This window comes from Desulfatiglans parachlorophenolica (genome assembly GCF_055394735.1).
On sequence record NZ_AP042460.1, the window covers coordinates 2,804,838 to 2,815,387 of the forward strand.

Below are 10,550 nucleotides of genomic sequence, written 5' to 3' on the forward strand. Positions count from 1 at the left end.
TATTGCGGTCAGGGCTGCTTGGCAGCGCGTTAAAAAATCCGCTACGGACAGGCTGGGGAAAAATGCTCAGATGCAACGCCTGCGAGATCCCCGGGAATGAGGCGTACTTATAGGTGCGCCTCAATGACAGGGGATGAGCAAAACGCAGCAGATGGACGCATTTCAACAGCCTGTCAGGGGTTCGACCACCTAAGTCAGCTATACGGCTGCTGCATCCAGCCTAGAAACCAACCACCTTCGACTTCCCGCCGTGGATTCGCTTGATGCGGCTCTCCTCTGCCAGGGCGTTTACCAGCGTCCTGTGCTTCAACCGTTTGCCGTAATAACGAAACTGTTCCAGCACGGCCTTGAAGTCCCCCGGTGTCAGATCGGGAATGCCTTGAAGCGCAGCAAGGTCGGCATCGGCAAGGAATCCCATCACCAACTCCGAAAGGAGCCTTTCATAGAAGATTTGTTTCCCCTCGGGGCCCAGGAACCCAAACCCCAGTTTGAACTGAAATCGTCTGAGCGCCGCGCGGTCCAGGTCTTCCAGCCGGTTGGTGGTGCAGATGAGGATACCGTGGAAGCTTTCCATCCGGGTCAAGAACTCGTTGGTCAGGCTGATTTCCCATGAGCGCTCGGCCCGATCGCGATTGAAGAGGAACGATTCCGCTTCGTCCATCAACAGGACCGCCTCGTCCATCTCCGCGGACTCGAAGGCTTGCCGCAGGTTTCTCTCGGACTCGCCGACGTACTTCCCGAGGATGTCGCTCGGCCTCACCGTGATCAGTTCCCGCCCCAGGGTCTCCGTGGCGTGGCGGCCGAACTCCGTCTTGCCGCTCCCCGGCGGACCATGCAGAAGAACGGTTCGCTGGACGCGGCGCACGGCGGCGCCCGGGCTTTTGCGAAGAAGGCGATCGAATCTCTTCAGCTGATCGAGCAGGGCATATGGGTCGCCCTCGATGGAGAGCCCGTCCAATGCATAAGAGCGGTGTGCCCCGCTCGGCGTCGGCGGGTCCTCCCCGCCATTCAGAAGGGTTTCGTGCGCCCGGAGGCTCAGATGAATCGCCTCCTGGATCCGCTTTCTGCCGCGCCTTTTGGCCTCGAGCGCCCCCTTCAGAGCCAGGTCGATGGCACCGGCGCCGAGGGAGTAACGCTTTGCGAGCGCTTCGAGGTCCGCGGGATCGAACAGGCCGGCAACTGCATTTTTCTGCACGATGGTTCTCCAGAGAAGCGTGCGCTGGCACCGATTGAAGGCCTTGAAACGAAGGCTGAAGGTGAACCGGCGCAGGACGGATTCCTCGATGTCATCGAGCCGGTTGGTGATCCAGATCATGCGCACCCCGGGCTCTTCAAGCGTCTGGTTCAGCCATGCCTTGTCGAAGGTTTCGCCGTTTTTGAACCACGAGTGCTGGGTGTTGAGCAGGTTGTCGGCCTCGTCCACCACGATCAGCGATCCCGGCCCGTTGTTGGTCATGTTGAGGCAGGCGACGATCGCCATTCTTCGCGAACGGGCCTTGTTGTCCTCCGTGCGGTTGATGGCGTAGGCGGGAATGCCCAGTTGCTGTGCCACGCCCACAGCGAAGGTGGATTTTCCCGTGCCGGGCGGCCCGTAGAGAAGAATGTGGACCGAGCCTTCGGGCTTCTTCTTCAAGAGGTCGCACACGTAGCGGACCTCCGCCTCGGGGATGAAATGCGCATCCAGCGGAATGTCCGCGCACTTCCCTAAAGCCTTGAAGTGCATGGAGAGCACGTTCGCCGAGGGGTTTTCGAGCAGCGTCTGGAACTCCTCTTCGATGGCGAGGTTGAACCGGTTCATCTCCAGGAGGCCGATCCGCTTGAGGGTGCCTGCGATCACGGATTGCAGCTCCCTTGCGCTCATCCCGAGCAGGGCCGCAAGATATTTCCGGCGGTGGATGCGCTGGCATTCGACGTGGTCCACGAAAAAGCGTTCGAGCTGAATGTGATAGGAGACCAGATAGAGGAAGACACAGAATTGGGCCTCGGATGCATCGAGGTGGAACATCTCCTGTACCACGGCCAGGCTCTTTTCGATCTCGGACTTCCCCTGGTAGCGCAGTCCCCCCAGGCGCTCCTCGAGCAGATCGCCCAGCCGCCCTCGCACCCGCCGGTGGCGGCGTCGGCTCGCCCCCAGGGCCTCCATGAGCACCAGCGAGCACACCCCGGGATCGCCTTCCGCTTCCCGGATCTCCTCCTCCAACCCGCAGCTCTCGGGGCCCAGAAGCGATGTGAGCAGAGCTTCCGCCTCTCCCTTGAACAGCCAGAAGACGGTCTCGAAAAATTCCCGGTCGAGGATCGGGTAGATCTCCAGATGCCGCCTCAGGTAGATCATGGCGTTTCTGAGCAGAAAGGCCTGGTCCCTGCGGTCGCCGAAATCTTCTGCCTGTCTGCGTCTTGGTTTCACCGTCAACACCTCCCTCCATGTTGGTTTATCCCACTCTACCGTGCTAATATTCCATAGTGCGGAACGAACCAGCGTTTTCCGGGAGGAATTCCAATGGCCGAAAAAATCGATAAAGCAAGCAGTTATGGCATGAAGCTCCTTGGCCTTTTCGCACGGCTGCTGTTTACGAAGGAGCCGCTCTCGCTGATCGACCTCAGCCGCAACATGCGCTGCTCCAAGCAGACCGTTCTGCGCCTGGTGGACGACATCCGGCGGAGCTACAGGGTCGACATCGAGGAAAGCCTGGAAGGCAAACGCCGTTATTACCGGATCAAGACCGAGAGGGAGATGCCGAAGTCCATTCCGATGACCGGGCTCGAGATGAATGTACTGCTGATGTGCAGGGCGTTCACCGAGCATCTCCTGGGGCGCCCTCTTTTTGAGGAGGCCACCAGAGGCCTCGAGAAGGGCATGGCGCTGGTGCCGAAAGACGCGCCTCTCTCCGCCGGCCACTATGCCTCCTTCCGGCCCGGGAGCATCGACTACGGTCCGCACCGCCAGAAGATAGAGGCCTTGATGGACGCCATGAATCAGGGCTTGATTGCGAGGATCGCCTATAAATCCCCATCGACGGAAAAGGCGAATGTCTTTTATCTGAAGCCTTTCAAGCTCTTCTCCCGGAACGAGACGCTTTACCTGCATGGCCGCATGGCGACGGCCCCCGACAGGCCGCGAAGTTTCGAACCGGATTTCGACCCCCTGCTGGCCGTGCACCGGATCCAGCAGGTGGAGGTCACCACGCGGCGGTTCAAGGTGCCGCCAGATTATGATTTCGATGCACTGTTCAACCGTGAGTACGGTGTGATCAAGGACATGCCCTTCCGAGTGGAGGTGGAGTTCACCGGCTTTGCGGCCATTTTCGTGGCGGAAAGGATTTGGAGCCCGGACCAGAAGATCGTCAAAAAGCGGGATGGCTGCATCAGGTTGGCCTTCAGCGCTTCGTCGGAACCGGAGGTCTTATCTTGGGTGCTGTCGTTCGGGGAGGAGGCCAGGTTGATCAAGCCGAAAAGGCTGGTGAAAAAAATAAAAGAGCGGGTGAGAGAGATGGTTAATCTGTATCAATCTCAACAATAAGACACTCGTTCGAGATATCATATAAATAAACTTGTTATGAAATCGTTAAATTTCAAAACCATAGTCAATGTCATCGATTTTAGTATGATAAAATTTTTATAAAAAAACTAAAATATCTAATTTAAATAATATTTATTATAAAATCGTAATTTTTTCACATTTAAAATTGATGTCATTTTATTATTCACCATATAACTGAATTCGACTACCTAGTCTCCATCCGGAAATGATTTCCCGGTACAACCCAGTTTCCAATCCGGAAATGAGGATTTTTTGCCAATATCAAGGAAATCAAGCGTTTGCGCGGAGGCGACCTGTAGGTCGCCGCACAAGCAAACGTGCAGATTGACGCCGAGATTGGCAAAAAAGACCATTTCCGGATGGAAACTACCTAGATCAACCTTTGAAGCAATCCTCATTGTGCCATATCAAATATTCTTCACTCGGCCTGAAACGCGAATCCAGCGGCAGGTGGATTCTGCTACCATGCAGCGAGTAATATAATCGGCCATTTTCAAATTCTTCCCTGATCCGGCGGCTCACGATGAAGCGATGCTCTTGAGTCACCGTCACATACCCCGCATCAAAAAGCTTATGGATGTCTGATCGCAGCAGCAGTCCATTATCAACCCGGTGGGGGCCCGACTCGCTGAAAGGCTTGATGTGCGCCGCCTCCAGGGCAGGAAGGGTCTTTTCTTGCGTGACGGCGCAACGCCGGTCGTAGGCATCCGTCACCATCACCCTGAAGGTCCCCTGACCGAGGCGCTGCTGTATGGTTACAGGCTTGCCATACCCTCCCGGAGCTTCAGCAACCCGTTTTTCCTCTGTAAAATCTGGATAGGTCTGAGTCAACGCCAGCCTTTCAGATACGGCGTCCCACAAGGCACGGCCATGAAAGGTAGCCGTGTCATACGTCTTGCCTTGGACAATATTCAGGCTGAAATCCGCGGGCACGGGGATCCAATCGTCCCGCCTGAAGAAGAAGGGCTGCGTCAGGATAATGCAGCCGATTTTGTAATCTTCAAAGGTATTGTCCGCCCTGCGCCTTTTTTCTATAAGTCGTTTCATGCTGAGAAAAGACGAGGCTCCATTCTTCTCCCGGAAACTCTCCCATGCAAGGCTTAAGGGCAGAACGCTGTGGTGCGCGAAGAAGCCCCCGCCGGCAATGAAATGATTGGGTGCATGGAGCTTGAACAGAAAGGGCTCGCCGGGCTGCAGGGCCTTGAATCTGCCGGATGCGCCGCCCGGCTGCCAGAAGTTGACCTCGTCAATCCCGGGCAACCCGGCCAGGAAGCCGAACCATTCATCGTCCGTGACGCCGATATAGAATCGCATGACGGTCATTCCTCATAGGCGCTGTATTTGTCCGCGCGGCCTTTTGCTTTCTCTACAGGGTATTTCCGGCCATTGATGGCGAGCTTCTCCAAAACCACTTCCGCCGGGTCGAACGTGAATTCATTGGCCAGGTTCAATGCGTAAATGAGAACATCCCCCAATTCCTCCTTGACCCGCCGGCAAGCCTGTTCGTCCGATTTCATGGCCTGCACCTGTTCCGGGCTCTTCCACTGGAAAATCTCCAGCAATTCAGCGGCTTCCAGTGTAAGAGAGATTGCCAGGTCTTTGGGATTATGGTACTGCGCCCAATCACGCTCATCCCGGAAAGAAATCACCGCTCTCAAGAGTGCCTGCAAGTCCATTGGCCCTCGATCACCTCCCATCATCGCTGCTTACCCCGATCGGTTTGCTGCTGTCTTTTTCAGTTTCTATTCCAGCCGTTTGGCGCACCTGACCCCTCCGGACAGAACAAGAAAAATCCGGGCTTTCACCCTTTTCTCACTCGGACAGGAACCGGCTCGGCACCGTGAAACTGATCACGAATACCTCCTTTGGTGGGCGCCCCCGACGATAAAAAGGCTGTTTTCAGCCTGTTCCTCCGGCACCATGCGCCGAAGCAGGCGGAAGGCCTGCGGCCCCATGTCCTGGGCCTCGTCCACCACGACGGCCCGATAGGGAAGAAAGTCGGAGGCCGATTCCAGCACATGGCGGGCATGCTCGAGGGCATCCTCCCTTTCCCGGAGCCCGTGTTCATTGAGAAGCGCCCTGTACTGCTCGAAGACCTTCCACACCTCCCTGCGCGACCGCCGGTTCAAGCGCACGCCGCGGCCCAAACGCGAGGCTTTCATATATTGCTCGACCGTATCGATCTCCTGCGGCTGCACAACCCTCTCCCACTCTTCCCGGTAAAAAGAGAGGGGCAGCTCCGGCTCTCCCGCTGCCAGGTTCCGGGTAAAGGTGGTGAACGGGATCCTGTCGTTGTCCCCCTGAAAAATGGTCTCCGCCAGCCACCTGGCCCTGTGCATCGCTGCGACGGTCTTGCCCGTGCCGGCTCCCCCGAGGACCCGCACCGACCCGTTCCAGGACCAGGAGCCGTTCCAGGATGCCATTGAAGTGGTGGGTCGCGACAGGGAAGGTCGTCCGCAGGAAGTCCTCGACGCCCTGCCTGAGCTGCTGCGAAAGTACGGAAGAGATCATGATGGGGGGCTGCTCCCTCGCTCGCTGCGATATGTCTGTGGAGGCTGACGGATGAAATGGCCAACCGAGTCCGCCGGTCCTTCACAGGCCGTTAAAAACCGTTCTTTCAACTCCTCCAAAAAGGCAGCGTGATCGGAGGCAACCCCGCCCGCTGCAGCATGTTCTGCGCCAGTTCCCGGAAATAAGGCCAGGTGTTCACTGGAAGATTCACCTTCGTGAAGATATCCAGGAACGCCTCCATGAGAGGTTCGTCTGAATCGAGCACCACTGAGAACGCCGCCGAAAGGGTGATAGCAGCCTCTCTCTTGTTTGACCGGGTAGCAGTGAGATCGTAGGCGATCGAAAGTGTTACAGACCCATTATCCAGGGGCTCGTAACCGACCTTGTGTTTTACGCTAAGTTTCATCCCCTCACCGAGCCGGCTCCTGTCGGTTTTCAATGTAAAGGATTCAAGCGTAATACTGACCAGTTTCACTCCGGCGAGCCTTGCTCGGTAGGCCTCCGGGCTCATCTGTGCCTGCGCGGTCTTCTTGGCCATTCCTGCCTCCGAATAACGGTTCACGCCGCCGTGGCGTACTCGTCCGCGAAGTACTGTTTCGTAGGTTTCTGGATGGACGGCAGCCCTGATTCGGTGTCATATGTAATGGCACCAACCCATCTCCGCAACCGCCCGAGTTCGGATTCAAGCCTTTCGAGCCGGCCTCCGATCTTGTCATCCCGCCAGTTGGCAGCCAGCAGCGTAACGACGTACTGGTTCAGACTGACTTCATTTTTGCGCGCCGCCGACACGAGTTCCCGATGCAGAAATTTCGGCAGCCGCACTACAAACCGGCCGCTGAAATCCTCCTCCTCGATCTCGGGCTCGGGAATCTCGCGCCCTTCCGCCAGGTATTCCGCAAAACGTTCGCGCTTGGCCGCTTCGAGTTCCCTCAGGGCCTCCTCGGGCGTTTCGCCGTCGCCCACAATCCCCAGTCGCCCGAACTGCGGCAGCCTGGCGAGATACCCTCCCCCCTCCTCCTCGGGAATAGATGTGATCTCAATCCTGTATGGCAAAGCAGCATAGTGCTCAACATCCCTGCTCATCGTCTTCTTCTCCCAGTTCCTCGAGGACCCTTATGGCCCGAAGGAGATTGCCTATATAAAAGCCTTTCACCCGCTGACCACCTTTCACCGGAACGGTGATTTCGCCGTAAGGGCGGTAATCGGCCAACACGGCCAGCCGGCTGCAGCGCACTACGATGTGCGAAGACAACTTTTGCTTCCACATGCCGGGGAAATAAGTATCCAGAAAGGTCGTGACTTCCTGCAGATGGGCCTCCCTGGGAATATGTTCGGACCACTTCCGGTAGAGTTTCTCAGCCTTGCCCAACTGCACCTCCATGGTTGATTGATATTATATATAGTATCATTTTTGCACGGAGTCAACCCATGATATTGCTTCCATGACCGCAGGTCAATTCCATTCCTCAGCCTGCCAAATCCCTTCTTCTCGCGAATTCCGCCCATGCCATCTCGTAGTCCTTCTCCCTGTCGCAACGGTCGAAAGAGGCCTCATAGACGATGGTGCGCTCGCGCGGGCCGCCCGGCAGGGTACCATCCTGGATGGTGCGTGAAACCGTGCCGGACCGCATTGGCCTGATGTGGGTCCACTCGGCCCGGGAAAACCCCACCCCCGGAAGCCCCTTGTTGCAGGTAAAAACGATGCGCCCGTTCCGGTCGTACCACGTGTCGGATTCATACTGGCGCGGAACGGGAAACTGAACCCGGTAAATGGTCTTGAGTTCGTCCAAGGTGAGCCCCAGTTCCATGGCCGCCAACACATCGATCTCCACCGGCGCCTGCCGCAGACCGGACACCTGCCTCGGTGCAGCTCGAAGTGGATGACCTCGAGTTCGATCGGCGGCAGTTCGATGACCTGGTGCGTATAATACGGTTCCGTTTCGGGGAACTCGCGGTTGCCACAGGTCCAAATTTTCGGAAGGATGACTCGGGTTTCCTTCGGCGGGAGCATCTCCTGCCGGTGCCCAGGTTGGCTCAGTTTCCGCCGATCGGTGTCTTTCTTTTTCTTTCCGGATTTTTTCTTTTTGAAGGGGGAATCCGAGGACGGCGGCCGATTCGGTTTGGAGGAATCCTTGTTCAGACACCTTTCGAGTGGTTCGACACGTTTTCGGAACTCGCGGTTTTCCTCCACAAGGGTGAGGATGATCTGGATGAGCACGGAGCGCGGGACATCCTGCAGCCCCTCTTCGGTCAAGGTGATTCCTTCGGGAAAAAGAGGCGTTTCAGCCATGGAGCGCCTCCCGGAAACGCTTGGCAAGCGGGTAAGCGAGCTATCCGCTCTCACTCCGTGGATGCAGTACAAGCTTTCCCGCAAGGTGCAGGCTGCTCCTTGAAAGGACCGCAACAAAATTTAGCCATCGACATCAGCGAAAAATGTCCCCTTGTGATTTCTAACGTAAAAAATATACCATTTATTAACCGATACCGATAATCGCATCAAGAATTCTCGCTATCCATTTCCAGAGTTTTTTTCAAGGCACTGTCTTCATTGCTTTTTAAGATTTTAAAAAAATTACAATTGCAATAACAAATTAAAAATAATCCAATTACAATGGAAGCAAATTCAATTATGCTCATGTTAAAAACTCTTTGATCCCATATCGTCGATAAATTCCATTGGCTTTTCCTACTAATTTTTCAATTTGTCTGACCAAAATCCACTAAAAGAGGGTTTCCACGGATCATCATATTTTTCCTCATATGGAAGCATCACAAGCGATTTTTTCCAAGATGCATCGCTACATAATTCACTCCATGCCTCACTCAATCTCTGCCTTAGGTTTGGTGATCTAATCAACGTCATGAATGTCGCTCATTGTTTCGGAAATGGCCAAATTTTAGGCACATCATTATAATTGCTATTTCTTTTTGAATAAATAAAGAGGATGCGAACTGGCCATGATAGTACTATCGCCACAAAAATAAATATCGCGCTAAAGTTTGGTATTTTATCATAAATCAAGAACAGCAATCCATTAATCAATGTAAGAATAGACGTTATCAAGCAAACTAAAAAAGCTAATTGATCCCCTGATTTTAAGATTCGTTTGTCTTTTATTCTTGAAAATAAATAATTGTCAATATTTCCAATACCATTGATAACCTTTCCTTTTCCCCACCATATCCCCTCAAGAAACATTAACCCTATTCCAAAAATTACAAATGCAATAATGCTATTAATAATAAAAATATTTTTCATATTGGTTAGTTAACGCATGGTTTGTTATACGCTAGCGGTGTTGTTACATTAACAGGCAACCCTATAGCTAGGCCTATCCCAAGACTTAAAGCATCAAACTACTTGAGAGGATCATACCATGCTCTATTAGGGTCAAACTCCCTGCGCAATGTGGCCTGGAATCCACCATATCTACCGTAATCAATAGCAATAGTTGCTCCAGCTTGATTTCCGGTACCACTTAAATCATCAATGCCTGCACTAACACCAATATCTGCCCAAACACCGGCTGTCACTTCAGGAGTTATTCTTTGCCCTTTTAGTTTGCCCGTTGCATCTAATGGGTGAACCAATTCAGAACTGGCTGTCGCTCCAGAGCCGACTGACCAAGGTCCCGTAGGAACATGAGCCCCTGCACTATACACGAATGTCCAAAGTCCTGTAGGATCAGTGAAGCTAACCGGATTACTTTCAGCGAAGTCTTACCACCGTTTCAAAGAAAAGTCCTTCTACTAACAATCGATAATTTTCTCAAAGGCATAGAAGCTGGTAAATAACTGCGTAGTTGCTGCCTCCTCTATTTTCATCCGCGAAAAAACGTGGCGGATTGCGCTCCCTGCTGCGGAGGTATCCGGTATGATTGTATCATCCTCCCGACCACCATTCCAAAAAAGGAAAAGCGGTTAAAGAAAGAATCTAAAACCGCTTTGATCCTTTACAACCGTGAAGACGCCAACACCGCTCGCTGCCTTCATTCTTTCCCTAAAGCCTCTTACTGCTTTTTAACATCGGTCAGATTGATTGAATCATATTATAAAAACGAAGATAAAGCCAAACAATCAGAGCAATTAATATTAAAATATTTAGAAATCCGTAAAAGCCATTAGAGATTATAGGAATTGCAATCAAAGACAAAATGAATATAGCTGAAATAGGGCCTATCCGGATCATGAGTTTGTTTTCATTATCTTTAATCTGTCCAACAAAGAGTAAAGGCCCTATTATTGTAAGAGGATATCTAGATCTTACATAGGTTTCCTTTTTTCTATCATTCCTCTTTATTGCTAATCGATCTGTGCACTTTCTTTCTTTGCCTTGAATAGAAATTGAAAGACCAGAAATGGCTATTGTTTTTAACAATATCCCAAACCGGTATGGATATGATCCCAAAAAGCAATAAAAAATTTGTTCAATGATAAATAAGGCTCCAATCACTATTAAGATCAATGTACCTATACCAAATTGTGTATAAAGTGCTTCCAT

General features: G+C 53.0%; 15 protein-coding genes and 1 pseudogene. 3 read left to right on the forward strand and 13 right to left on the reverse strand.

Annotated features, from left to right (window positions below; all coding sequences use genetic code 11):
• Positions 1-220 precede the first annotated feature (220 nt).
• Positions 221-2,404: an AAA family ATPase gene (locus tag ACZ500_RS13145; RefSeq protein ID WP_464232924.1), complete on the reverse strand. Its 2,184-nt coding sequence runs from the start codon at positions 2,402-2,404 to the stop codon at positions 221-223.
• Between the two features lie 93 nt (positions 2,405-2,497).
• Here ACZ500_RS13145 and ACZ500_RS13150 point away from each other — a divergent pair, with 93 nt between their 5' ends.
• Complete coding sequence (locus ACZ500_RS13150) at positions 2,498-3,517, forward strand: helix-turn-helix transcriptional regulator (RefSeq protein ID WP_464232925.1); 1,020 nt, start codon at positions 2,498-2,500, stop codon at positions 3,515-3,517.
• Between the two features lie 209 nt (positions 3,518-3,726).
• Here the strand turns inward: ACZ500_RS13150 and ACZ500_RS13155 are convergent, their stop codons facing one another.
• The 4 genes from ACZ500_RS13155 to ACZ500_RS13170 form a co-directional block, all read right to left on the reverse strand.
• Complete coding sequence (locus ACZ500_RS13155; protein WP_464229797.1) at positions 3,727-3,891, reverse strand: hypothetical protein; 165 nt, start codon at positions 3,889-3,891, stop codon at positions 3,727-3,729.
• A gap of 22 nt (positions 3,892-3,913) precedes the next feature.
• Positions 3,914-4,852, reverse strand: a complete 939-nt coding sequence (locus ACZ500_RS13160; RefSeq protein WP_464232926.1) for an HNH endonuclease — start codon at positions 4,850-4,852, stop codon at positions 3,914-3,916.
• A 5-nt stretch (positions 4,853-4,857) separates the two neighbouring features.
• Positions 4,858-5,208: a nucleotide pyrophosphohydrolase gene (locus tag ACZ500_RS13165; protein WP_464233050.1), complete on the reverse strand. Its 351-nt coding sequence runs from the start codon at positions 5,206-5,208 to the stop codon at positions 4,858-4,860.
• Between the two features lie 180 nt (positions 5,209-5,388).
• Positions 5,389-5,961, reverse strand: coding sequence for a UvrD-helicase domain-containing protein (locus ACZ500_RS13170; RefSeq protein ID WP_464232927.1), 573 nt, complete (start codon positions 5,959-5,961; stop codon positions 5,389-5,391).
• Here ACZ500_RS13170 and ACZ500_RS13175 point away from each other — a divergent pair.
• A complete protein-coding gene (locus ACZ500_RS13175; RefSeq protein ID WP_464232928.1) occupies positions 5,955-6,104 on the forward strand; it encodes a hypothetical protein in 150 nt (49 codons plus the stop codon). The genes ACZ500_RS13170 and ACZ500_RS13175 overlap by 7 nt on opposite strands.
• A 51-nt stretch (positions 6,105-6,155) precedes the next feature.
• Here the strand turns inward: ACZ500_RS13175 and ACZ500_RS13180 are convergent, their stop codons facing one another.
• From ACZ500_RS13180 to ACZ500_RS13200, 5 genes and pseudogenes are all read right to left on the reverse strand, one after another.
• Positions 6,156-6,587 (reverse strand): hypothetical protein, encoded by a 432-nt coding sequence (locus tag ACZ500_RS13180; protein ID WP_464232929.1) that lies wholly within the window; start codon positions 6,585-6,587, stop codon positions 6,156-6,158.
• Between the two features lie 20 nt (positions 6,588-6,607).
• Positions 6,608-7,132 carry a toxin-antitoxin system HicB family antitoxin gene (locus ACZ500_RS13185; RefSeq protein ID WP_464232930.1) on the reverse strand — a complete coding sequence of 175 codons (525 nt, stop codon included), beginning with the start codon at positions 7,130-7,132 and terminating at the stop codon, positions 6,608-6,610.
• Positions 7,116-7,430: a hypothetical protein gene (locus ACZ500_RS13190; RefSeq protein ID WP_464232931.1), complete on the reverse strand. Its 315-nt coding sequence runs from the start codon at positions 7,428-7,430 to the stop codon at positions 7,116-7,118. The genes ACZ500_RS13185 and ACZ500_RS13190 overlap by 17 nt, the downstream gene beginning before the upstream one ends.
• Before the next feature lie 85 nt (positions 7,431-7,515).
• Positions 7,516-7,881, reverse strand: coding sequence for a hypothetical protein (locus tag ACZ500_RS13195; protein ID WP_464233148.1), 366 nt, complete (start codon positions 7,879-7,881; stop codon positions 7,516-7,518).
• Positions 7,882-8,123: 242 nt separating this feature from the next.
• Positions 8,124-8,339, reverse strand: a pseudogene (locus ACZ500_RS13200) (hypothetical protein); the annotation flags it as partial.
• Here ACZ500_RS13200 and ACZ500_RS13205 point away from each other — a divergent pair.
• Complete coding sequence (locus ACZ500_RS13205) at positions 8,260-8,442, forward strand: hypothetical protein (protein WP_464233149.1); 183 nt, start codon at positions 8,260-8,262, stop codon at positions 8,440-8,442. The pseudogene ACZ500_RS13200 and the gene ACZ500_RS13205 overlap by 80 nt on opposite strands.
• Before the next feature lie 479 nt (positions 8,443-8,921).
• Here ACZ500_RS13205 and ACZ500_RS13210 read toward each other — a convergent pair whose 3' ends face one another.
• The 3 genes from ACZ500_RS13210 to ACZ500_RS13220 all read right to left on the reverse strand — a co-directional run bounded on the left by ACZ500_RS13210 (position 8,922) and on the right by ACZ500_RS13220 (position 10,550).
• Entirely contained in the window at positions 8,922-9,308 is a 387-nt protein-coding gene (locus tag ACZ500_RS13210) for a hypothetical protein (RefSeq protein ID WP_464232932.1), read from the reverse strand.
• 98 nt (positions 9,309-9,406) lie between these two features.
• Positions 9,407-9,640, reverse strand: coding sequence for a hypothetical protein (locus tag ACZ500_RS13215; RefSeq protein WP_464232933.1), 234 nt, complete (start codon positions 9,638-9,640; stop codon positions 9,407-9,409).
• A 439-nt stretch (positions 9,641-10,079) separates the two neighbouring features.
• Positions 10,080-10,550, reverse strand: coding sequence for a hypothetical protein (locus ACZ500_RS13220; protein ID WP_464232934.1), 471 nt, complete (start codon positions 10,548-10,550; stop codon positions 10,080-10,082).